Origin of the sequence: uncultured Pontibacter sp. (assembly GCF_947492645.1) — a bacterium.
Taxonomy (GTDB): Bacteria; Bacteroidota; Bacteroidia; order Cytophagales; family Hymenobacteraceae; genus Pontibacter.
The window spans coordinates 237,453-260,805 of the sequence record NZ_CANLMZ010000001.1 but is presented as its reverse complement, the minus strand read 5'-3'; the positions used below and the strand labels follow the sequence as shown (position 1 = coordinate 260,805).

General features: G+C 44.2%; 22 protein-coding genes and 1 riboswitch. Of the genes, 12 read left to right on the top strand and 10 right to left on the bottom strand.

Features of this window, described 5'->3' with window-relative positions; translation table 11 throughout:
* The first annotated feature begins 99 nt into the window (after window positions 1–99).
* The 5 genes from Q1A23_RS01035 (at window position 100) to Q1A23_RS01015 (ending at window position 3,228) form a co-directional block, all read left to right on the top strand.
* Window positions 100–687, top strand: coding sequence for a hypothetical protein (locus Q1A23_RS01035; RefSeq protein ID WP_299818207.1), 588 nt, complete (start codon window positions 100–102; stop codon window positions 685–687).
* 116 nt (window positions 688–803) lie between these two features.
* A complete protein-coding gene (locus Q1A23_RS01030) occupies window positions 804–1,112 on the top strand; it encodes a hypothetical protein (RefSeq protein WP_299818205.1) in 309 nt (102 codons plus the stop codon).
* 172 nt (window positions 1,113–1,284) lie between these two features.
* A complete protein-coding gene (locus Q1A23_RS01025; protein WP_299818202.1) occupies window positions 1,285–2,022 on the top strand; it encodes a class I SAM-dependent methyltransferase in 738 nt (245 codons plus the stop codon).
* Between the two features lie 12 nt (window positions 2,023–2,034).
* Window positions 2,035–2,784 (top strand): ZIP family metal transporter, encoded by a 750-nt coding sequence (locus tag Q1A23_RS01020; protein WP_299818199.1) that lies wholly within the window; start codon window positions 2,035–2,037, stop codon window positions 2,782–2,784.
* A 111-nt stretch (window positions 2,785–2,895) separates the two neighbouring features.
* Complete coding sequence (locus tag Q1A23_RS01015; RefSeq protein ID WP_299818196.1) at window positions 2,896–3,228, top strand: DUF962 domain-containing protein; 333 nt, start codon at window positions 2,896–2,898, stop codon at window positions 3,226–3,228.
* A 33-nt stretch (window positions 3,229–3,261) separates the two neighbouring features.
* Here the strand turns inward: Q1A23_RS01015 and Q1A23_RS01010 are convergent, their stop codons facing one another.
* From Q1A23_RS01010 to Q1A23_RS00990, 5 genes are all read right to left on the bottom strand, one after another.
* Window positions 3,262–3,657, bottom strand: a complete 396-nt coding sequence (locus Q1A23_RS01010; protein ID WP_299818193.1) for a hypothetical protein — start codon at window positions 3,655–3,657, stop codon at window positions 3,262–3,264.
* Between the two features lie 132 nt (window positions 3,658–3,789).
* The gene (locus Q1A23_RS01005) at window positions 3,790–4,212 is read right to left on the bottom strand and encodes a septal ring lytic transglycosylase RlpA family protein (protein WP_299818190.1); all 423 of its coding nucleotides are present in this window, start codon (window positions 4,210–4,212) and stop codon (window positions 3,790–3,792) included.
* Window positions 4,213–4,215: 3 nt separating this feature from the next.
* The gene (locus Q1A23_RS01000; protein WP_299818187.1) at window positions 4,216–4,965 is read right to left on the bottom strand and encodes an alpha/beta fold hydrolase; all 750 of its coding nucleotides are present in this window, start codon (window positions 4,963–4,965) and stop codon (window positions 4,216–4,218) included.
* A gap of 78 nt (window positions 4,966–5,043) precedes the next feature.
* Entirely contained in the window at window positions 5,044–5,775 is a 732-nt protein-coding gene (locus Q1A23_RS00995; RefSeq protein ID WP_299818184.1) for a hypothetical protein, read from the bottom strand.
* Window positions 5,776–5,812: 37 nt separating this feature from the next.
* Window positions 5,813–6,121, bottom strand: a complete 309-nt coding sequence (locus tag Q1A23_RS00990; protein WP_299818182.1) for a hypothetical protein — start codon at window positions 6,119–6,121, stop codon at window positions 5,813–5,815.
* A gap of 1,110 nt (window positions 6,122–7,231) precedes the next feature.
* On the opposite strand from Q1A23_RS00990, the gene Q1A23_RS00985 reads away from it, so the two are divergent.
* Window positions 7,232–7,501, top strand: a complete 270-nt coding sequence (locus tag Q1A23_RS00985; RefSeq protein ID WP_299818179.1) for a hypothetical protein — start codon at window positions 7,232–7,234, stop codon at window positions 7,499–7,501.
* Window positions 7,502–7,628: 127 nt separating this feature from the next.
* Here the strand turns inward: Q1A23_RS00985 and Q1A23_RS00980 are convergent, their stop codons facing one another.
* Window positions 7,629–8,015: an Hsp20/alpha crystallin family protein gene (locus Q1A23_RS00980; protein WP_299818176.1), complete on the bottom strand. Its 387-nt coding sequence runs from the start codon at window positions 8,013–8,015 to the stop codon at window positions 7,629–7,631.
* Window positions 8,016–8,517: 502 nt separating this feature from the next.
* On the opposite strand from Q1A23_RS00980, the gene Q1A23_RS00975 reads away from it, so the two are divergent.
* The 3 genes from Q1A23_RS00975 to Q1A23_RS00965 all read left to right on the top strand — a co-directional run bounded on the left by Q1A23_RS00975 (window position 8,518) and on the right by Q1A23_RS00965 (window position 11,671).
* Window positions 8,518–10,257 carry a T9SS type A sorting domain-containing protein gene (locus Q1A23_RS00975; RefSeq protein WP_299818173.1) on the top strand — a complete coding sequence of 580 codons (1,740 nt, stop codon included), beginning with the start codon at window positions 8,518–8,520 and terminating at the stop codon, window positions 10,255–10,257.
* 172 nt (window positions 10,258–10,429) lie between these two features.
* Complete coding sequence (locus tag Q1A23_RS00970) at window positions 10,430–10,843, top strand: hypothetical protein (RefSeq protein ID WP_299818170.1); 414 nt, start codon at window positions 10,430–10,432, stop codon at window positions 10,841–10,843.
* Between the two features lie 198 nt (window positions 10,844–11,041).
* Entirely contained in the window at window positions 11,042–11,671 is a 630-nt protein-coding gene (locus Q1A23_RS00965) for an OmpA family protein (protein WP_299818168.1), read from the top strand.
* A 176-nt stretch (window positions 11,672–11,847) separates the two neighbouring features.
* Here Q1A23_RS00965 and Q1A23_RS00960 read toward each other — a convergent pair whose 3' ends face one another.
* From Q1A23_RS00960 to Q1A23_RS00945, 4 genes are all read right to left on the bottom strand, one after another.
* Window positions 11,848–12,366, bottom strand: coding sequence for a transposase (locus Q1A23_RS00960; protein WP_299818165.1), 519 nt, complete (start codon window positions 12,364–12,366; stop codon window positions 11,848–11,850).
* 779 nt (window positions 12,367–13,145) lie between these two features.
* Window positions 13,146–14,000 (bottom strand): hypothetical protein, encoded by an 855-nt coding sequence (locus tag Q1A23_RS00955; RefSeq protein WP_299818162.1) that lies wholly within the window; start codon window positions 13,998–14,000, stop codon window positions 13,146–13,148.
* Between the two features lie 105 nt (window positions 14,001–14,105).
* Window positions 14,106–16,484, bottom strand: coding sequence for a ribonucleoside-diphosphate reductase subunit alpha (locus tag Q1A23_RS00950; protein WP_299818159.1), 2,379 nt, complete (start codon window positions 16,482–16,484; stop codon window positions 14,106–14,108).
* Window positions 16,485–16,839: 355 nt separating this feature from the next.
* Window positions 16,840–17,799, bottom strand: a complete 960-nt coding sequence (locus Q1A23_RS00945) for a ribonucleoside-diphosphate reductase small subunit (RefSeq protein WP_299818156.1) — start codon at window positions 17,797–17,799, stop codon at window positions 16,840–16,842.
* A 646-nt stretch (window positions 17,800–18,445) separates the two neighbouring features.
* On the opposite strand from Q1A23_RS00945, the gene rplU reads away from it, so the two are divergent.
* The 3 genes from rplU to metH all read left to right on the top strand — a co-directional run bounded on the left by rplU (window position 18,446) and on the right by metH (window position 23,254).
* On the top strand, window positions 18,446–18,754 hold the full coding sequence (rplU, locus tag Q1A23_RS00940) for a 50S ribosomal protein L21 (protein ID WP_299818153.1): 309 nt from the start codon (window positions 18,446–18,448) through the stop codon (window positions 18,752–18,754).
* A 74-nt stretch (window positions 18,755–18,828) separates the two neighbouring features.
* Window positions 18,829–19,098, top strand: a complete 270-nt coding sequence (rpmA, locus tag Q1A23_RS00935; RefSeq protein ID WP_219876965.1) for a 50S ribosomal protein L27 — start codon at window positions 18,829–18,831, stop codon at window positions 19,096–19,098.
* Window positions 19,099–19,362: 264 nt separating this feature from the next.
* Window positions 19,363–19,472, top strand: a riboswitch (SAM riboswitch).
* 71 nt (window positions 19,473–19,543) lie between these two features.
* Entirely contained in the window at window positions 19,544–23,254 is a 3,711-nt protein-coding gene (metH, locus tag Q1A23_RS00930; RefSeq protein ID WP_299818144.1) for a methionine synthase, read from the top strand.
* The last annotated feature ends 99 nt before the right edge of the window (window positions 23,255–23,353 follow it).

Here is a 23,353-nt window from a genome sequence, read left to right as displayed (position 1 = left end):
AAACCTGATACTGCTGGTAAAGCAGCAAATAGTGAACTGGCCCTCTCTTAAAGGCTTTGCCGGAGAGTAAGCAGAACAGAGAATTTTACTTTATTTTTTATGCAGCAACCAAACCAAAGAGGTTTCAGAGCGCCACAGGGGCCAGCCCCAGGTGCCATCCGAACAAAAAAGTACCAGATGGATAAAGACTTATTTACGCGCATTGCCGTAACGCAAGTCTGGAAAAAGGAGTGGTGGTATGCTTTGATACCGTTTGCCATCTTTATGCTACCCGCTTTGTTTAGCTTCTCGTGGTGGTGGGTAGCCATAGCCGTAATTGTTACCATCCTTTTTATACTTGTGCGTTCGGCGCAGGTAATGGGCATCACACGCATAGAGCAAGGTAACGTGTTGTTCGAAAAGCTTAATTACGACATCGACAACCGACAGATACTGATGAAGCGCAACGAGCGTGAGGGTATGAACATGACCTGGGACATGATCAAGATGGTGCAGCGTAGGGATGAGGCTTACCTGCTTTGGTTAAAGCCACCATCGGGTACGCAGTTGCCGACAGGCTGGAAAGGCTGGTTGGCACGCACGTTTGAGGTTCCTGTTTTTATATACCTGCCTTACAAAATTTTTAATACCCAAAACGACCTTAAGCTGATGGATAACCTGCTTCGCCGCAAAAGCTTTATAGCTTAGCAACTGCCGCAGTACAACCAAAGGCAACACGACAGTCGTAAAAGATTAATAGATAATACATTGCTAGCAGATTTGTTGGCAGGATGACTATAAAGAAAGTATAAAATCATACAAAAATGAATAAGAACATAATTGCAGTATTTGCCGCAGCTTGTGGTTTGTTTATGGCATCTTGTGATACTCCGAAAGACCTGAGACCAGGTGAAAAAGTATCAACTGACTACGTAGAGCCGGGAACTCGCAACACTTTTAACGTAAGTGACGCCGGAAATGCTGAAGTAGCAGCTCATGGTGTAAAACAAGGCCATACTGATAAGGAAGAAGTAATGCCTAACCACGATATGGGAGGTAACACGATTCAGCCTGGCGATAGCATCAAAGAAGAAACCGAAACAAATACAGAAGCAGGCGCTATCAGACGCTAGTTTTAGACCAGAGTTTAGAAGCCTGCCGTTGCTTTGTACTAGCAGCGGCAGGCTTTTTTTATTCCTCCTGCGCATTGCAGGTAGAGCACAACACTTAGCCTGCCGTGTTACGTATAGGCAGGTTTGGCAGATTACCTTATATTTGCAGTCTTAATTGCTTTTAGCACACCCAATGGCACAACAGGAAGTAGAATGGTTTAGCACATGGTTTGATTCGCCATACTACCATATTTTATACCAGGACCGCAATCTGGAAGAGGCGCAGCTGTTTATGAATAACCTGTTGGCTTACCTCCACCCGAAGCAGTATGAGCGGATACTGGACCTTGCTTGTGGCAAAGGGCGCCACTCCCTATACCTTAACCAGCAAGGCTATAACGTAACGGGCCTCGACCTCTCGGAGCAAAGTATAGCCTACGCCAAACAATACGAGAACGAGCGTTTGCATTTTGATGTGCATGACATGCGGCAAGTATACAAGCCCGAAAGCTTCGATTTTATACTTAACCTTTTCACAAGCTTTGGGTATTTTGATAACGAAACCGAGAATGTTGTTGCCCTTTGCGCGACAACAGAAAGCCTGAAGCACGGAGGTAAGCTGGTTATAGATTTTATGAATACCGAAAAAGTTATTGCCAACCTTGTAACCGATGAGGTAAAAGAAGTAGGCGGCATAACGTTTAACATCCACCGTGGGCTGGAGCATGACTTTATTGTTAAGACGATCAGCTTCACAGATAATGGCCAGTATTACCAGTACCAGGAGCGGGTGCGCGCCTTGCGCGAGGAAGACTTCATAGAATACTTTAAAATGACGAAGCTACGCCTGATAGAAGTGCTCGGCGATTACAAATTAAACCCTTATGATCGTGAGAAAAGCGATCGGATGATCTTTGTTTTAAAGAAATAGCGCCTCCCCTACATGATCATAGCCATACTAGTTCTGTTTTTTACAGTAGTTTTCTCAGGGTTTCTGGTAAAGGTATTTCCGCCTACTAACATTAAGTGGCTAAAAATGGCACTTTCTTTTAGTGGTGCTTACCTCTTTACAATCACAATTATACATTTGCTTCCCGATGTGCTTGTTGGCAACAATGGGTATGGTGTAGGTTATTGGGTGCTGGCAGGCTTTTTCCTGCAATTAATACTAGAGCTATTCTCTCATGGTGTAGAGCACGGCCACATTCACCACCACCAGGACCGGGTTGGTTCCATGCCTTTTTTGCTGCTGGGGTCATTGTTTGTGCATTCTTTTTTGGAAGGAAGTATACTTGTAGAGCATCGGCATGGCGTTGCAGACCATAGTCACCATCATGCAGGTGATAATTTTTATCTGGTGCTGCTCGGTATTACCTTACACCATATTCCGGCTGCTTTTGCTTTGATGTCGGTGCTGCTTTCGCGATTGGAGAACTTCCGGAAAGCGTTTTTGTGGTTACTGATATTTGCGTTAGGCTCTCCATTGGGTATTATTTTTAGCAACACAGTTCTAGCCCAGGAAGCACCCGATGGTTTAGTTTATACAGCGTTAACGGGTTTGGTTGCGGGTAATTTCCTGCATATCTCTACTACCATACTTTTCGAATCAAGCCCGGACCATCATTTTAACCGTACCAAACTTATTGCTACGCTGTTAGGGCTGGTGTTAGCCATTATTAGTGACTTTATTTAATAAAGAGGCATGTGCACCTTTAAGCTGTGGCAGCATTGCTTAAAGTATAAATAACGCTTTAGTATTGTACACGCTTTCGCTTAGCTTATGCAAGTATAAATAGTTATAGGTATGAGCAAGGCAGCACCCGAGCATTATACTTCGCTAAAAGATTTTTACCCCTATTACTTATCGGAGCATCAGCATACAACAAGCCGTGTGCTGCACTTTATTGGTACAGGCCTGCTGTTAGTGGTGGCTGTAGCCGCACTAGCAGCAGGTAAGTATAAGTTGCTGCTGCTGGTGCCGGTTATTGGCTATAGGTTTGCTTGGGTAGGGAATTTCTTTTTCGAGCGAAACAAGCCGGCTACTTTTAAATACCCGTTCTACAGCTTGGCATCAGGCTTTAAGTTGTTTTTTGATATACTGCGCGGAAAGCAGAAATTTAAAAGCGACGAGGGGTAATATAGCGAGGCTTTAATAAACAGGAAGGGGAAATTACATGATAGTGGAAAGGAGCGTAGCAATGAGCGCCTTAACTGTAATCATCACAGCTCCGTTACTTGATGTGGCATCAGATTCCTCCTCTTCGGTGGTAAATGCTTTTTTAAAGTAACTAATTGGGCTGTTAAGCACATCATTGTCTAAAACTGACTTGTCCTGTGGTTTGGTGGTTGCTACTCTTGGCTTTGGCTTCGCTGCTTTGGCTGTTTCAGCGGGTGCTATGGCTGTAGGGCCTGTTTGGGTAGTAGCTTGTTGCGCAACAGTAGCGTTTGTGCCATTGCTGCTGTTGCCATTGTCGTTAGCCTGTGCTACTGGTACGATAATTAAGCATAGCAGCAGTATAGCTGCTATAGGTAAAAATTCTCGTACAGGTTGCCACAGTTTTATCATACTCAAAAATAAGTGTAAATTTTATAAGAATCAAGAAATCAGTAGGATAATTTAGGGAAATAACACGTTAAGTGTGTGAAAATGGCAGAAACAGCCTATTTATATATCTAAAATGCTATGTTTTGGTCTGTATCACTTAGCCGCCGGTTTTATAACTTTCATTTTTACAGGCACAACTCCAGCTTTAACTGAGCCAATTTTTTTAGCGGCAGCCTCCGATAAGTCTACAATTCTTCCGCTAACATAGGGGCCTCTATCTGTAATCTTAACTTTAACAGTTTGGTTTGTCTGTAGGTTAGTCACTTTTACTTTAGTGCCAAAAGGTAAAGTTTTATGAGCTGCCGTTAACTTACCTCTACGGTAAGGCTCGCCGTTTGCCATTTTCCGGCCCTGTAATTTGCGGCTGTAGTAGGAGGCTTTTCCCTCTTCGGTGTAGCCGCGCTGGCCAAAACCAGCAGAAGAACTTGCACAGGAAGTGATGCTCACAGCAAAAACAGCAAGTATCAATATTTGCTTTAGCATCTGTAAATGCTTTGTAAAACGTAATAATGTCATGGGTTAAACTATTTTAGTTACGGGCAAACAATTGTTAATAAATTGTTCGGCTTCGTAGGCAAGTCTGTTAATCTCTATTATCTCAAGAGGATGGCGTGTGGCCGGCAACACAAGCAGGCTGGCATTCGGTAAAAGCCGGTAAGCCCAAAGCGTTTCTTCTACTGTTACCATGTTGTCGCTGTCGCCGATGCTGAGGCGTACGGGCAATTGTATTTGGGGCAAATTAGCTGCAGTAAGCTCTGGCACAGCTCCAAGTTGTTGCATCATCTCGGCAGTTTTGTGCATTACCTGCTTCCAGTCGTTAGGTGCGTGGCGCTCTGCCAGCACTTTAGCAAACTGGGGCACCTTCTCCTTTATCTTCTTTGGGTTAAGCATTCTACACTCTTTCTCGGCAGCTTCAGGAGACCATGCAAACTTAGTGGCTAGTGTAAATATACTGCTTACCCGCTCCGGATGCAGTAATGCAAAGTATAAAGCTACATAGCCACCCATGCTGTAGCCTAAAATATGCACCTTGTCTAGCCCCTGTGTATCCAGGTAGCTTAAAATATCATTAGAAAACAGCGCCATGCTGTACGGCTCCTGCGGAATGCTGCTCTTACCATGCCCCGAAAAATCAAGTTTATGGATGTTATACTTGTCCTCTAGTGCTTGCTGTAAGGGAGTTAATGTATCCGCTGATCCTAGCGCCCCATGTAAAAGTAAAAGGTTATCCATAGAGATGTTGTACAGCCAATTGTAGGCTATGGCCAAGTTAGTCAATTTGAGAGACAGACGCGCGTGAATGCCTAAAAACAAAAGTAAGTATGCATTTACAATTTGGGTTGGCTGCTATTGCTGCACCTGATAGTTGTAAACTTCCATAGCCTGTGTCAGTTTGTCTTTCTGGAAGAGGTTGATAACTAATTGCGCTCCAAGTATACCAGCCCCTGCATACACCAACGGCGACACACCGGTATTGCCAGAGTTCTGAATAGAAGAAAGAGAGCCCACAGCCAATAAACCTGCCCCTACAATGGATACTCCTGTGTTGATAACTTTATTACGCCTGTACTGCTGCAGTATATTCATGCTTGCGGCGTTGTCTGCCAGGGCCTCTCTTAGGTTGTTGTAGTCCAGCAGGTATAGGGGGCCGTCGTCTTTGGAGAAGAAATTGATTCTGCGGCGGCTGGATCGTGGCCCTCCGTAACCGTATGGGTTGTAGCCGTAACCATAGTCATAGACGGTGCGCGATGTATAAAACTTATCGATGCGTGGCCCATCTAATACACGCTTGGCAAAGTCGTCGTAGCTGTTGCCATAATCTACGCGGGCAAAGTAACCATCCTCGTTTTGGAATGCAGCCACGGTACTGGGGTTATACTGCAAAGAGTCATCCAGCAGGAAATGGTTTTGCTTAAACAGCGGAGAGCGGAGCCTGATCTTGTTGGCGTATATAACCTGGCCGTTTTGCTGTTTTATAAAGTAACGGCCCTGGCGGGTATTTTCTATTTCTCCTATCTGTGCGTTTGCTGTAAACCCCGTGGTAAGGAAGAACAGTATCAGGTAAAAAAGTTTTTTCATTGGTTTTTAAATTGATAGCCGTGCTTTTGCGGCACCATTAAAATAAAAAGAAAAGCATTATTGCCATGCCTACTAAAGCTAAGTATACCCAACGCATTAATTGGCCGCGGTGTTTGTTAGGCACAAAGCTGCTCACCAGCATTACAACGAACAACAGGCATAAAATGTATAAAAGGATAAACGTAACAGCTTTTACCCAATTAGGCACTACGGTATTTTCTGCCTGAAACTGGTTGCTGTTGCCCAAGCCTGAAAGCAACCATTGTAAGCCTAGGAAAACCACCACCTCAAAAGCGATAAAGTAAAACAGCCAGACAAGCCAGCTATACTTTCCATTGTTGTTCATGGGTAATGTGTTAGTAAAGTTTCAGCTTTAAGTATAAAAGCTTTAGCCACCATATTGTATATAGCATCTACAGCGCCTTATTTAGTTGCAGCTTGCCTATAGCGGCGCAGCAGCAGCCAAGCTACCAAAAGTATTTATACCCCTATGGTTTAAAGCTCAAATTTATACTTATGTTAACCAAAGTAGGTGTTGTGCGTTAAGTATTTGGTATTCATTTAATTATAGTTGTTACAGTAGCCGGTAAAGTATATCCTGCTTTCCTGTCGCCACTTAGGGTAAAGCAGCAGGTAAGATACTAATAATTGAATATAATTAAATGTCTGTCAACGTTATAAAGATTACAAGAAAGTAATGGTATAACAGATATATTTGAAACATTACCTGGCACAAGTACCGTTAAAATACTAGAAAGGTGTTGGATTATGAGGTTATTGAGGAATATAAAATTAGATAATTATAAATACAGGTATAAGCATGAGCCCCGAAAAATCTTTAGTATCGGATACGAAGATCTTACTACACTCATCTACTACCAGGACAAAGACAATAACTACACATTAGTTGTTGCTAAAGATGATGACCCCCCATTGATTGTCGAAAAAGACATATCCAGAGCAGAAGCATTTAGACTAATGAATACCCGGCCCTAAAAGTCGGGTATTTTTTTGATTCCTTTTCTTAATGCCAGCCCCTGCACTATAGCCTTACTGTAAAAATTATGCTTGCGCTCTGATTCTCTCCTTTTGCAGTAACTTGCGTACCGTATAGTATGAACTTCCGTAACCGATACTATTAATACGCTATTATTGGAGCTATCGCAACCTTCCTGCTCCAGCTTATACTTATGTTTGCTGTAGACCCTTACCTGGCAGCTGTGCTTTCTCCTTTTTACTCTGTTTGGGTTATTGTGTTTGTAGTGGGGTGGCGCCAAGACCATCCACGCAAATAGTAGCAACAGTATATTCGCTGCTTGGCAGGAAAGGCTTTGTATTGATCAAAGTAAATGCTGCACCAAGGTAAGGATTTAGGAGGCTTAATGCATTTGGCCCCAAAGTATGGCACTTTTTTGGCGATAAGAGACTTTATAAGAGTAGCCAAAGTATAAAGCTTATGTCTAACCAAGAGATAATGACGGATGTAAACCATGTGCAGCACATGTTTCTGCGCGTGGAGAGTGATGACATGGAATGCCTGATAAATGTAGCCGGGCACCCTTACCGTTTAAGGGAGTTAATATTTATGATGATTGAGAATGGGTGCCGGATAGAGCAAATAGCTGCTGATACCTACAACACTTTTGATTATGATAAAGAAACTGTTGAGGTGCACGATTATCTTACATCAATAATAAAAGCGAAGTTTAAGGTACAAGCTCCTTAAACATCTGCAGCGTACAGTAACGCTAGGTTACTATATTACTGCTTTTTTGAATCGGAACTGCTTACAGATAAAAAGAAAGGGCGTCTCTCTAGAGAGGCGCCCTTTCTTTTTATCTGTTTAATAACTTTTATAACTGTTTAATCACTATTTCTCTTGCCTTGTTTGCAGACTCGTTGTAAGGTAACTTGATGCGCAGTTTCCCATCTTCATAAGTGGCATCAATCAGCGCCATGTTCACGGCTGGCGGCAACACAAAGGTCCTGCTAAAAATAGGAGCTGCTACATGCATGCTATGGTTACTCTGAATTGTTGAGCTCACAGTAAGGTTATTGTTGCGCAGCACCACTTTAAAGGACTCAGGATTTACACCTGCGGCCCATACTTCAATAACTGCATCCAATTCGTGTTGCTTTACACTTACAAAGGTTTCGCTTACGCCTCCCCCAATTGTATTGAACAAGTCAAGGTGTAAGGCAATGTTATGTAAAAAATCCTTATTGATGATTCGTTTCATTGATCTTCTCCTTCGTTGTTTTTTGCTTAACGTATTGCAAACCAAGTGCCAAACAACCAAATACTGACACTATGTAACCTGGAGCTATTACTTTATTCTGTCAACCCTGACGATTTAACATAGGGTAAATAAGGGATAGTGTTGAAGTATAAAAATTTTGATGTTGCTTTTTTCCAATGTGTGCGTTATTCATTTAAAAAATACACATTATCTGTTGCGCTTCCATTTTTTCATACCTATAAGCGTATCTAAGAGAACATCTAACAGCTAATTCCCAATTCCCATGCTGGTTTCCCATATTTGGAAAAAATTGCTAGTAATTAGGTACACGTTTGCTTAATAAAACGACCTTTCTGATTAACTAATAACCTGTTTGTTTTTATAAGGTGTTGTTAATTAGGGTTTTGTTTGTGAAAGGGAAGCTGTGCATTGCTTTGGTGGCACGGGCTAAAGAGCTGTGGCATACTTCTTTCATAATGATTGGTAATTAATTACTAGAGTTATGAAGAAGTTTTATTCTTTCCTTATTGCAGCTTTTCTTTTACTTACTACCGCACAGGCACAGGTAGTAGTGTATCACGAAAATTTCAATAATACAGTAACTGGTGCCTACAAGACTAACTTTGTACTTTCTGATGCACATGCTTATACAGACACGCTATATACTGGCGGCAGCTATATGCAAACAGATGTTAATGCAACCGGGCAGCAAGTGCTGCGCCTGGACAATAGCATCTCTACTTATAACCTACATAACCTGACCATTACCTGGAAAGAGATCAGATCGCAGTACTACAGGAAAAACAAACATACAGTTGTGACAGCGCCAGGGCCTGGCAACAGCACCTCGTATATACCAAACACAAATCCTGTAACGCTAGAGTACAGCCTGGATGGCGTTACGTATAAGGCAGTTACAGGCTTCACACAAAACACTACGAGCTTCTTTACATGGAATGCTGTCAACAAGGGTGTTTCGATTAAGTTGCCGTTCGAAGTTAACAATCAGCCCAACGTTCGTTTCCGTTGGAAGATCAACGTGAACAATGAGAATACTGACTTTTATGGCATAGATGATGTGCTGATATCAGGAACACCTGTTACGGGTGTATCTACATTCAGCTGGGCCAGCCGCCCTGTAGGCGAACGACCATTTGATGTCTCTTCAACAAGATCAACAGAGCCTTATACAGTTGATGGGGTTACCATGCGTTGGGTTAGAAGTGCTGTTGGTACAGGTGCAACAGTAGAGACGGATAACGTAAATACTGGTTTTCTGAAGAAGAAGGCGCTAAACCTTATACAAACAGGTGCTGCTGCTGAAAGCGGAACCCAGGTAACACTTATATTGGGTAAGAGTGTGTCGGGCCTAACGTTTACACTACACGACATTGACCGTAATGCTGGGCAGTTCAGAGATAAAATAGTGGTAACCGGCTACAACGGCGCTAATGCAATTGCCTTAACAAAGAACCAAATGATACCTACTTTCTCTAACGAGTTCAGCAATGGTGCGGCTATGGCGAAAGCAGATGGTGTAGATGCTAAGGTAACGTCTAACAGGGGTAATGTTACGATCAGCTTTGTTGAAGACGTAGACAGAGTAGAGATAAAGTATCTTAATAACGATGCCGCCAGAGGAAGACAGGGCATTGCAATTGGAGACATTAGCTGGGCAACTGCCGACGGAAGCATAGCGCCCATGCCTGTTGAGTTGATGTCGTTTAGGGCGCAGTTGCTGAACAACCAAGCGGTATTGGGTTGGGCAACAGCTATGGAGAAAGACAACAACAAGTTTATAGTAGAGCGCAGCCTGGATGGCAAAACATTCACTAAAGTGGGTGAAGTAAAAGGTAGCGGCAACAGCAGCGCAAAGCTGAATTATACCTTCACAGATGCTAAGCCAGCTACAGGTACCAATTACTATCGCTTGCAGCAGGTAGATTTCAGCGGTGAAACAGCTTACTCTAACATAGTAGCGGTAGATGTGAGAGGTGTATTGGCTCCAAAGTTAATGCTTTACCCTACTGTTGCCACAGAGGCAGTAAATATCAGCCTTAACGGACTTAAAGGCAATGTAGATGTTTACGTGCTGGATGCAACTGGCAGAACAGTTAAGCAACTTAAAGCTACTGCAGAGCAGGAGTTGCTACTGCCTGTACAGGACCTTAAAAGCGGAGCATATTTTGTTTCTGTCGTAAGTAACGAACACCGCGAAACACTTCGCTTTATTAAGAAATAAAGTATACTAAACCCATACTTGCAAAACCTACCTTAAACAAGGTAGGTTTTTTCTTTTTTTAACCTTAGGTTTGATGTACAGACATTTAAATGGTTAGCCCTTTACGCCTGCAAAAGTCTTCAACTCTTAAAATCAGCTATGCTGTAGTATAGCTTTAGCCCGAAAGTATACCATGCGATCAATCTACTTTAGAAACGCATTTGTAAGTATAAGCTACGACGATGAGTTGCGTGTAGGCATGGCTGTATGGCAAGGTAACGTAAAAGGTGCAGAGTTTCGGGGGGCGGTTTTGCTCTGCCTTCACCTCATGGACCAGTTCAGGTTAACTGGTTGGTTGGCGGATGACCGCAAAATGAAAGCCATTGATCCTGCTGATGCCCAATGGAGCAACGAGTTCTTCCTGCCGCGTGTACTTTCCAGCCCCATCGTGCGCCTGGCCAGGCTCCCCTCTGACTGCCCCGAAAATTGCCAGACCATAGAGCTGATGAAGGAAAAGCGGAAAGGTTATACGTCGCTGCTAACCATTCGTGATTTCGCGATCGAAGAGGAAGCAATGGCATGGCTCGCAGTTCCGGACCAGGATTAGGTATGCTGTACCGCTGTTTTTACTGCACGGTTTGCCGCCTCCGCAAACTTTCCGCTTTTGGGTACCCTTTTATTAAGATCGCTGTTTTACCATCCCCTGGCTTGTAGTTGTATAGTGTCACCATACTTGGCAATAGCATCCTAAACAAACATAGTAAGGTATGCCTCGTACCAATTAAGGAACCAATCATACGATACTATGAAAACATACAAACTACTACTATGTGTGGGAGTCGGCGTAATGGCTGCCTGCAACGACCCTAAGGGAGGCCTAGAAAATGATTCGCTCTCTGATGCCACAGCCGATACAGCCGTGATGTATGACGATGAACGCGGAAGAGTAGAAGCAGACGGCGCTGAAATAAAAGATGTAGGTGAAGACTTTTGGGCAGGTGTGAACTGGGATGCCCCCGTTGTGAACGATGATCCGGAACTGAAAGGCTCCGACATAGAAATGCGCCAGGAAAAGGAGTATAACATTTATACATTGGATGATAAGCTTCTTTTTGACACAGACAAATCGCAAATACGGACTGAAGGTGAGGAAAAGCTGCAGCAAATAGCTAACGAGCTTAAAGACCTGCCACAGAATGGCCAGATTCGTGTTTTCGGACATGCGGATGCCCGTGCCGGCAACGAGTATAATAAAGAGCTTTCTGCTGAGCGCGCCAATGCTGTAAAAGACTGGTTGCAGAACCAAGGAGGCATTGCTGCAGACAGGTTGTCCATCGAAGCCATGGGTGAGACAGCACCAAGAGCAACCAACGAAACTGCCAGGGGCCGCCAGCTTAACCGTAGGGTAGCCATCGTAGCCGTAACCAGGGAGTAAACACAAAGTATAAACTGTAGTTTTAGCAAAACCCACTTGAGAGCGATCTCAGGTGGGTTTTGTTTTTTAGTTCAGCCGCAAGCAGGAGCTGTGCATGATGCCAAGCCTTCAAAGTGGTTGTTGGTGCTCTTTTGCTGCCGTTGTTGGTGAAAACACCAACAACTACTGGATTGACTTTAATCAAGGTAGTGAGTTAAAAAGCTAAAATCATCCTTGTTTTCATGGTAGAACCTGGCCGAAGAGAAAAAGTAAAATTCAGGTAGTTTGACCAGCTTCCATTTATCCTGAATCGGGTTATTGTGTATATAACCCAGCTTCTGTTCTGTAACAGCAATAGAATAGCAGTAGATCGATAACGGATTACGCTCCCATATCTGGTATTTTCGGTCTTTCGCATCAACCCGGAATTTTTCTAATACCAGAGGGTGACTTCTCATCAGGTCATACTTTATTTGTTGTGCAGTATACTTTAGGAAATCCCGCTGCACATCTTCCCGCCTGTGTGGCTCCTCCATTTTCCAGAGTAAGTGCAGGTGGTTGGGCATGATCACAAAACCGTATACTTTTACCCGCTTCTGCTCAACCATATAGCGTAGACTATCAATAATTATCCGTTTATACTTATCAGGCTTTAGCAGGTGCTTCCACTCCAGTATAGTTGCTGTAAAAAAGGCAATATGCTGTTGCTCATGCATTTGCTAAGATACTGCCGGTTGTATCTTGATGTTACATGGTAGTTCTCTAGAGTCTATTGTATATATTCACTACTCTCTACCCTACGTCTCCTGCCGTTTTTGGTATCCGTGCCGTTTCCAAGCCGTTGTTGGTGTTTTCACCAACAACTACATTAGCGCCTGCTTTCACTATAGCTTTACCTTAATGTGTATGTTGTAAGCTTTAGGTAGAAGGTGAAGCCATGGCTTAGTGGACGGAGTTTGAGGTACTGCTGGTTGTATCTTAATGTTATGGTACTTTTCTCTGCGTCTGCTTCCTGTTCCCTCCTCTATGGCTTCTGCTGTTGCTAGGTCCCTCTCTTGTGCCGTCTACGCTTAATACTCTATAACTTCGTAACATCTGCGATCTGCCTTTTCCCTCAATTATGCCGCCCGGCCGTTGTTGGTGTTCTCACCAACAACCACTTTGGGTTAGCGAGTAGTAACTGCTTATACTTTTCTTACTGCAGCTATAAGGCGTTGAGGGTGGTGATGTTTGCTGCTTCGTTGCTGCTGTTTAGTTGTTGGTGTTTTTCTGCCCCTTCTCTATCATTTTTCTTTATGCTGTTTCATTGTTGCCGCTCCACGCGCCGTTACTACCCGCCGTTGTTGGTGTTTTCACCAATGACCACTTTGGGTCAGCCAGTAGCAGCAGCTTATACTTTCTAGAGGGTGATGCTTTGGGTAGTTCAGGTTACTAAAAAATTGCTTCGTGGCAGGAGTTTAGTTGTTGGTGAAAACACCAACAACGGCGAGAACTATTAGTTTAAGCCTAATATACTCAAAATAAAGGGCCCTACAGAAAGATGATCTGATAGTGACTTGATTGTAATATTCAGAAACTCTTTGCCTGCCATACCTGAAATAAGTATAAATAGTGACCATAGAGAACTTCTTTTCAAGAACTTCAAACTCCTAAAGCCATGAACATTAACTAGAGTAGCAGCTACTTTAAGTTCATCATTAGATGCTAATAACAGTAACTCTGAAATTACCTTTACTTTTTGTTGAGAAGACATCCAGAGTAACTGATGATTATTATCTTCATAAGCAGTAGCCTCCTGGTATCCAGAAATAGCATTTCCAAGAGCAATTTTGTTACGTTTAGCAAGTGATAGAAACTTCCCTTCTTCTGAGGCCTTTTCATATTGTGAAGTATATAGTTGCTCTATAATTCTGGGTAAATCATACTTATTATTATCAGCTATGCAAACTGGCTTTCCGTTTAGGATTCTATACCTCGCATTAATTGCTTCAAAACCATAGACTTGGTTCCGCATTTTCCAGTGCACCCATTTATAAGTTTTATGCTTTCTCACGAACTTATAATATTCATTTAAGGTATCTTTTTCCAGCTGGTCTCGTGCAGTTTCAGTTAACTTATTTATATCTACATTCTTCATTTGAGCGGATAAATAGATAGAAAAAGAATGGGTTTGGCCAGATTCTAAATTATGAATAGCAATAGATGTGATTCTCGGAACTCTATTACGGAGATTTAAGAATGATTCGCAGGAATAATGTACAACAAGTACTTTACTCTTTATTTTTAGTATGTACTGTAATTCTTCTAATGCTCTAGCTCTTTCTTTGGAGCGAGATGAGTTGGTTATCATTTTGATGAATACTTTCTAATGAGGAACTAAAATTAATAACACAGGATACACTTGCATCAGGCAAAAAAAGAGGGAGAGCCGTTAAGCCCTCCCTCTTTTATATTTTTACGATCCGCAAGCTTCGCAAGCGTCAGGGTTATCTAAACTGCAACTCATATCGCTGCGATTCTGATCTTGGTTGTAAACTGGCTGTAACGTTTCAGCAGCTTGTTTCTCCACAGTAAACTTAATGGCATCTACAGCGGCTTTGGTGCGCAGGTAGTACATACCTGTTTTTAGGCCACGCTTCCAGGCATGAAAGTGCATCGACGTCAGCTTACCGAAGTTCACGTTCATTACGTGTAGGTTCAGCGATTGGCTCTGGCAAATATAAGCACCACGGTCAGCACTCATATCAATTACCGTACGCTGGCTGATTTCCCATACTGTTTTGTACAGGTCTTTGATGTTCTGCGGAATGCTTGGGATATCCTGTACCGAGCCGTTGGCTGCAATGATATCCTGCTTCATCTTGTCATTCCACAGGCCAAGCGCAATCAGGTCTTTCAGCAGGTGCTTGTTAACGATCATGAACTCACCAGACAGTACGCGGCGCAGGTAAATGTTAGAAGTATAAGGCTCAAACGATTCGTTGTTACCCAAAATCTGTGCAGTAGAAGCAGTTGGCATTGGTGCTAATAACAGCGAGTTACGTACACCGTGCTCCATTACCTCCTTGCGTAGTTCTTCCCAGTCCCAACGGCCAGACTTAGGCTGTACGCCCCACATATCAAACTGGAACTGACCTTTAGATAAAGGAGAGCCCTTAAATGTTTCGTATGGTCCCTGTTTCTTCGCGAGGTCTTTCGAGGCTGTCATCGAAGCAAAATAGATTGTCTCAAAGATGTCTTCGTTCAGTCTCTTCGCTTCGTCGCTCTCAAAAGGCATACGTAGCGCAATAAATGTATCGGCTAAGCCTTGTACACCCAAACCAATTGGCCTGTGGCGCATGTTAGAGTTCTGGGCTTCAACTACCGGGTAATAGTTAATGTCGATTACTTTGTTCAGGTTAAGCGTAACGTGGTAAGTTACATCAAACAGTTTCTGGTGGTCGAATACTTTGTGGTTACCATTCTCTTTCACGTAGCGAGGTAGGGCCAGCGAGGCAAGGTTACAAACAGCAACTTCGTTCTCGTCGGTGTACTCCATAATTTCGGTGCACAGGTTCGAGCTTTTTATAGTTCCAAGGTTCTGCTGGTTCGATTTGCTGTTGGCAGCATCTTTATACAACATGTATGGCGTACCCGTCTCAATCTGCGACTCCAGGATATGGAACCATAGATCCTGCGCTTTTACTGTTTTGCGGGCACGGCCTTCACGCTCATACTTCTCATACAGGCGCTCAAAGTCTTTACCCCAGCACTCGGCAAGCCCAGGTGCTTCGTTCGGGCAGAACAGACTCCAGTCGCCGTTCTCTTCCACGCGCTTCATAAATAGGTCTGGCGTCCAGAGAGCATAGAATAAATCTCTTGCGCGGTTCTCCTCTTTACCGTGGTTCTTCTTCAGTTCCAGGAAGTCAAAGATATCGGCATGCCAAGGCTCCAAGTAAATAGCAAAAGCGCCTTTACGCTTGCCTCCACCTTGGTCTACGTAGCGGGCCGTGTCGTTAAACACCTTCAGCATCGGGATGATACCGTTAGATGTACCGTTGGTGCCTTTGATGTAAGAACCAGTAGCACGCACGTTATGTATGCTCAGGCCAATACCACCAGCGCTCTGCGAAATCTGCGCACATTGCTTTAGGGTATCGTAAATGCCTGGTATACTGTCATCCTTCATGGCAAGAAGGAAGCATGACGAAAGCTGTGGCTTAGGAGTGCCAGCGTTAAATAAAGTTGGCGTAGCATGCGTAAACCACTTCTCCGACATCAGGTTGTATGTCTCAATAGCCGATTCGATATCTTCTTTGTGTATACCTACTGCTACACGCATCAGCATGTGCTGCGGGCGCTCTACGATCTTACCATCTAAACGCAGTAAATAAGAGCGCTCCAGCGTTTTATAACCGAAGTAGTCATAGTTATAGTCGCGGTCGTAGATAATGGTAGAGTCCAGCATGGCAGCATGCTTACGGATGATCTCATACACATCTTTAGCCAACAGCGAAGCATTCTCACCGGTTTTAGGGTCGGTGTAAGTATACAGGCGCTTCATGGTGTTGGAGAAAGACTTACTCGTAACCTTGTGCAGGCTTGAGATTGCAACACGGGCAGCCAGTACAGCATAATCCGGGTGCTTGGTTGTAAGCGATGCGGCTGTCTCGGCTGCAAGGTTGTCCAGTTCTACGGTGGTTACCCCATCATAAATACCGTCAATCACCTTTTTGGCCACTTCAATCGGCGACACGTAATCCATGTGCAGGCCGTAGCACAGCTTCTCGATGCGTGCCGTTATCTTATCGAATTTGACAGATTCGCGTCTGCCGTCTCGTTTAACTACTAACATATATGGTATACTATTAGCGAGGTTAAAGGCCTCGGGTTGATTGAAATAATATATAAATGAAACTGCCGGTTAACAGCAGGCGGTTATACTTTAAAGTATACAACCGCTCATACGATGTTATAGGTATAAGCCGTTGTAGTACAACTATTTATGTGTAAAGCAAAATGCTTTTACTATATATAAGGGTAGAGATACCCTGTTAACTGGCGATGCTGCCAGCTGTGGTTCCGTTGCGTTATCCAGGCCTGTTGCCTTAGCATCCGCTTGGTAAGCATTAAGTATAAATGTTTAGGGCAGGAAAAGAAGATGGGCCTTTTCCCTTTGGCTTCCTAAACATAGCGAAACTTTAATTCTATTAAAAGTCTTCGTCCAGAGAGAAAACGTTTTTGTCTTTGTCTCCCAGCACACCTGCTTTCTGGTACTCGCCCACGCGCTTCTCAAAGAAGTTTGTCTTACCCTGCAGCGAGATCATTTCCATAAAGTCGAATGGGTTGGTGGCGTTGTAAATCTTGCTGCAGCCTAAAGCTACCAATAAGCGGTCAGCCACAAACTCAATGTACTGGCTCATTAGCTTCGCGTTCATGCCGATCAGGTCAACTGGCAACGCATCTGTTACAAATTCCTGCTCAAAAGTTACCGCATCACGGATGATCTCGTGCACGCGGCTTTCCGGCAGCTTATTGTTCAGCATAGAGTACAGCAGGCAGGCAAAATCGCAGTGCAAGCCTTCGTCGCGGCTGATAAGCTCGTTCGAGAAAGTTAAGCCCGGCATTAAACCACGCTTCTTCAGCCAGAAAATAGAGCAGAAAGAACCCGAGAAGAAAATACCCTCTACAGCAGCAAAAGCGATCAGGCGTTCTGTAAAGTTTTCGCTGTTGATCCACTTAAGCGCCCATTCCCCTTTTTTCTTCACACACGGCACCGTTTCCAGAGCATTAAACAGGTAATCTTTCTCAGACTGCTTCTTTATATAAGTATCTATCAGGAGCGAGTAGGTTTCAGCGTGGATGTTCTCCATCATAATCTGGAAGCCATAGAAGCAACGCGCCTCCGGAATCTGCACCTCCTGCATAAAGTTTATGGCCAGGTTCTCGTTTACAATACCGTCAGAGGCTGCAAAGAACGCCAGTACGTGGCTGATAAAGTGGCGCTCGCCATCATTCAGGTTCTCCCAGTCCTTGATATCCTGCGACAGGTCGATCTCTTCGGCAGTCCAAAAGCTGGCTTCAGCCTTCTTGTACATCTGCCATATATCGTCGTGCTGAATCGGGAACAGTACAAAGCGGTTTGGGTTCTCTTGTAATATTGGCTCCATAAACTTGTAATTAAGCGTTTTATTTGTTGAAGGGGTAAGCAAACTATTTGCTTAGAAAACACCCCAGAGGAAATTTAGTTTTAGGTGAATGTTTTGCAGACATCCAAAATATACTGACTTCAAATATAGATAATTGAACTTGAATTTAGGGGCTAAAGTTGTTCAATTTATGCACACTCTTTTAAGTGTTTGATATATTGGTTTTTATGGCTGAATAAACACCTTTATCCACATAAGTTATTAACTATATAGTTTTGTTATAATATTATTAAGTATCTATTAAATCTTTGTAAAGTGCCTGTTGTAATCGCTAATAGGGATTTTGGCCTTGAAACGCAAAATAAATTAAGACAAGTGTGTAAACAAGGATGGCGTAACTGATAAAATATGTGTACTTGAATTAAGATTTACACACCAGGTGTGGAAAATGTGGATTTCTATAACGGGCTGTACTGTCTTGATGCTAAAACATTTGTGGGATAATTCAAGACACGCTTAGAAAGTGCCTGTGGATTTCAACATAGTTATCCACATGTTTATGTGTAGTATTTGAGAATCGGTTAACAATTTATAGTTTAGAGCGTTGCATATTTAAAATATGTGCCGTACTTTTGCAGACTAAATTTTTAATCATACATTGAAGCTGATGTACGCAATTGTAGAAATCGCAGGTCAACAGACCAAAGTAGAGGCCGGAAGGTTCATCTACGCTAACAAGCTTTCCGGCAATGAGGGTGACGCCGTTGAGTTCACCAATGTTCTTCTTACTGATGATAACGGCAGCATTACTTTAGGTGCTCCTTTCGTTAGCGGTGTTAAAGTGGTTGGTAAAATCCTTGGCAACGTGAAAGGCGACAAAGTAATCGTTTTCAAAAAGAAGAGAAGAAAAGGATACCGTAAGAAGAATGGCCACCGCCAGCACTTCACAAAGGTCCTGATCGAGAGCATTGGTTAAGCAGTAAGAAGAAATTAATCGTAGAATCTATTCAGGGGATGCCCCCGCTAACCTGAAGTAAATAGTTAAACAAAATGGCACACAAAAAAGGAGCTGGTAGTTCTAATAACGGCCGCGAGTCACATTCTAAACGACTTGGTGTTAAGATTTACGGTGGCCAGGACATCATCGCTGGTAACATCATTGTAAGACAAAGAGGTACTGCACACCACCCAGGCAAAAACGTGGGTATGGGCAAAGACCATACTTTGTTCGCTTTGATCGACGGCGTTGTAGAGTTCAGAAAGAGCGTGAAAAACCGTTCTTATGTATCTGTAATTCCTAGAGTGGAAGCAGAAGCATAAGCAAAGTATAACTGTTGCACAGTTAAAAGAAAGGGATACCTGCTGGCATCCCTTTCTTTTTTTGCCAAAATATTAAGCATCAACAACTTATATCTCTGGTTGCCGTATAAGTAAGTATAAAGAGTTACAGAGTGAAAACAATTAAACTCTTTTAGGAAAAGGACACATCACGTGTCCTTTTCTGTTTTATGTGCTATCTGAATAAATAGCACATATCTATATTTAAAAGATTTCGTAATTCAGGATATCTGTTTAAATTGCAACTTCTTATCAAGAAAGACCGAGGGATTGGGCCCTATGACGTCTTAGCAACCTTGTACAAGCCTGGTGCTAATTCCCTTCTCAGTTATACTTTAGCTGAGAGAAGATAAGAAAGTATACCTGCCTTTGGGTGTCCTTCTTGATAAGTAGTTACTGAAGACTTAGAAGAAGAGAGCGACACCACATGAAGAACCATCCGATCCAGAACTTATTAAAAGAACGCGTACTTGTGCTTGATGGCGCAATGGGCACCATGATACAGCGTTACCAACTGCAGGAATCCGATTTTCGTGGCGAACGCTTTAAAAACCACTTCCTGGACCTGAAAGGCAATAATGACCTTCTATCCATTACCAGGCCAGATATCATAAAAGCCATACATACCGAGTATTTAGAAGCTGGCGCTGACATCATAGAAACCAATACCTTTAGCGGCACAAGTATAGCCATGGCTGATTATAAGCTGGAGGAGATCGTATATGAGCTAAATTATGAGTCAGCGAAAATAGCGCGTGAGGCGGCGGATGAAATAGAAACAAAGAACCCGTTGCATAAACGCTTTGTGGCTGGTGCTATTGGCCCGACTAACCGTACCGCTTCGCTTTCTCCGGATGTAAACAACCCCGGCTACCGCGCCATCACCTTCGACCAGCTGGTAGAGGCATACTATGAGCAGGTGCGTGGTTTAGTGGATGGTGGCTCTGACTTATTGTTAGTTGAGACTGTTTTTGATACACTTAACTGTAAGGCTGCACTTTTTGCAATACAGCAATTCCTAAACGATGGTGGTAAAGAACTGCCGATCATGGTATCCGGAACGATAACCGATGCCAGCGGCCGTACCTTGTCCGGCCAGACAGTAGAGGCATTCTGGAACTCCATCTCGCATGCGCCTATACTTAGCGTGGGCTTTAACTGTGCTCTTGGCGCACGTCAACTCAAAACGCATATTCAGGAGCTGTCGCGTATTTCTGACTGTTACATTAGCGCTTACCCAAATGCCGGTTTGCCAAATGCCTTTGGCGGCTACGACGAAACAGCCCAGCAAATGGGTGCCATTGTAGAAGAATACCTGAAAGAAGGGCTGGTAAATGTATTGGGTGGCTGTTGTGGCACTACGCCAATCCATACCAAAGTAATCGCAGACTTAGTGCAGAAGTATAAACCGCACGTTCCCACTCTAGTAGCTCCTCTCCCACGCTACAGCGGCCTCGAGCCTCTCACCATCACCTCTGATACCCTTTTTGTAAATGTTGGCGAACGCACGAACGTAACCGGCTCCAAGAAATTTGCCCGTTTGATAGTAGAGGGCAAGTTCGAGGAAGCGCTTTCTGTGGCGCAGCAGCAGGTAGAAGGTGGCGCGCAGATAATTGACGTGAACATGGACGAAGGCATGCTGGACTCAGAGCAGACCATGACTGATTTCCTTAACCTGATTGCTTCTGAGCCTGACATTGCCAAACTGCCTATCATGATCGACTCTTCTAAATGGAGTGTAATTGAAGCGGGTCTGAAGTGCGTGCAGGGCAAAAGCATCGTTAACTCCATCAGCTTAAAAGAGGGCGAAGAAGCCTTTAAGAAGCTTGCCCGCAAAGTACGCCAGTATGGTGCAGCCGTTGTGGTGATGGCCTTTGATGAGCAGGGGCAGGCTGATACGTATGATCGTAGAATAGAAATCTGTGAGCGTTCGTATCGCATCTTGGTAGATGAAGTAGGTTTTCCGCCGCAGGACATCATTTTTGACCCAAATATTTTAGCCATTGCCACAGGTATAGAAGAGCATAACAACTATGCTGTAGACTATGTCGAGACGGTGAAATGGATTAAGGCGAACCTGCCGCATGCCTTGGTAAGCGGTGGCGTAAGTAACCTGTCGTTCTCGTTTAGGGGCAACGACCTGGTACGGGAGGCCATGCACACCGTATTTTTATACTATGCCGTGCAGGCGGGTATGGATATGGGCATTGTAAATGCTGGTATGATGGGCGTGTACAGCGAGATACCAACCGAACTGCGCGACCTGATAGAAGATGTGATCTTTAACCGCCACCCCGACGCTACCGAGAAGCTGGTAACCTATGCCGAAAAGATAAAAGGAAAAGGCAAAGCAGCTGCCGGAGCAGATAATGCCTGGCGCGAGGCTTCGGTGGAGGAACGCCTGAAACATGCGCTGGTACGCGGCATAGTAGAGTTTGTGGAGGAAGACACCGAAGAAGCCCGCCAGGAAGCAACTAAAACGCTGGATGTGATTGAAGGCCCGCTGATGGCCGGCATGTCGGTGGTGGGCGACTTGTTCGGGGCTGGCAAGATGTTTTTGCCGCAGGTGGTGAAGAGTGCACGCGTGATGAAGAAGTCTGTGGCGTACCTGCTGCCGTTCATGGAAGCTGAAAAGCTGTCCTCAGATACATCTAAGTCCACAGCTGGCACTATACTTATGGCCACGGTAAAAGGCGACGTGCACGACATTGGAAAAAACATTGTAGGCGTGGTGCTGGCCTGTAACAACTATGAGGTAATAGACCTGGGCGTGATGGTGCAGCTAGATAAGATCCTGGCTGAAGCCGAAGCACAGAAAGTAGATATTATTGGTTTAAGTGGCTTGATCACGCCGTCGCTGGATGAGATGGTATACGTAGCGCAGGAGATGGAACGCCGGGGCATGAAGATTCCGCTGTTGATTGGTGGCGCAACTACATCCAGGGTGCATACAGCAGTAAAAATTGCGCCGCAGTATAGCGGACCTGTAGTGCATGTGCACGATGCATCGCGTAGCGTTACGGTAGTAAGCAGCCTACTGGGCAGCGACCGCGATAGCTATATTGCCGAGATAAAAGCAGAATACGAAAAGCTACGCGAAGATCATCTGAGTCGCACTAAAGACCGTGCTTTTGGAAGTATAGAAGAGGCCCGTGCCAATAAGTATAAAGTAGACTGGTTAGCAACACAGCCAGCCAAGCCAAGCTTCCTGGGCAATAGAGTATATACCAACTACCCACTAACGGAGATTGTGCCCTTCATCGACTGGACCCCGTTCTTTCATACTTGGGAGCTAAAGCGGCAGTACCCTAAAATTTTAAACGATCCTGAGTTAGGGCCTGAAGCAACCAAGCTGTTTGCAGATGCCCAGGAAATGCTGCAGGAGATTGTAGATAAGCAACTGCTGGAAGCACGTGCAGTAGTTGGTTTTTATCCTGCCAACGTAGAGGCCGACGATACCATTGAAGTGTACGCCGATGATTCACGTGGAAAGGTGCTGACCGAGTTTCATACGTTAAGGCAGCAGGGCAAGAAGGGCGCTAATGTTCCTAATATGTCCTTCTCTGACTTTGTGGCTCCTAAAGAAACTGCTGTGGCAGACTACATTGGCGGCTTTGTAGTGTCTGTAGGGTTTGGTATAGAGAAATTGCTTGAAAAGTATGAAGCAGAGCACGATGATTACAGGTCTATTATGGTGAAGGCTTTGGCTGACCGGTTAGCAGAAGCCTTTGCAGAGCTAATGCACCTGAAAGTCAGAAGAGAGTTGTGGGCTTATGCACCAGGAGAAAACCTAAGCAACGAAGACCTGATCAAGGAAAGCTACAAAGGTATACGGCCTGCACCGGGTTACCCAGGCTGCCCTGACCACACAGAGAAAATAACGCTGTTTAACCTGCTGGATGCTGAAAGAACATCAGGCGTTATACTTACAGAAAACCTGGCAATGTATCCGGCAGCGTCAGTAAGCGGTTTATACTTCTCGCACCCTGAGTCCAGGTATTTTGGCTTGGGTAAGGTAGGCGAAGACCAGGTAGCCGACATTGCGCAGCGCAAAGGAATGGCCAAAGAAGAACTGGAACGATGGCTATCGCCTAACCTGAACTACGAGCCAAAGCCGGTGGCGCAGCAGGCGGTGTAACCCAACCACTCTTATCCCCTCTTTGGGCAAGGCGAGGAATTCTGCTGCTACCATAACTTAAGTATAAACTCAGGAGCTACTGTTTAACCTCCTTTTACA